The 236-nt window shown below is 65.7% G+C and carries 1 protein-coding gene; it reads left to right on the forward strand.

What is annotated here, in order from left to right; genetic code table 11:
* Positions 1 to 236, forward strand: a 236-nt coding sequence (locus ACQG3P_RS23570; RefSeq protein WP_426806400.1) for a glutamate-cysteine ligase family protein, incomplete at both ends; no start/stop codon positions are given.

A 236-nucleotide genomic window follows, 5' to 3' on the forward strand; every position in this document is an offset into this window, starting at 1 on the left:
ATCCACCAGACCTGTGTGGAAACCGGCACGCACCTCCACGAGGTGGCGCAGGTGGCGGCGGAGCTGGAGCTGGGCGTCCTGGGCATGGGCTTCCAGCCGAAGTGGACGCGCGAAGAGATGCCGTGGATGCCGAAGGGCCGCGACCGCATCATGCGCGATTACATGCCGAAGGTGGGTTCGCTTGGGCTGGACATGATGACGCGCACCGGCACGGTGCAGGTGAACCTGGATTACGC

The organism is Stenotrophomonas sp. SrG (assembly GCF_050031795.1).
Taxonomy (GTDB): Bacteria; Pseudomonadota; Gammaproteobacteria; order Xanthomonadales; family Xanthomonadaceae; genus Stenotrophomonas; species Stenotrophomonas rhizophila_A.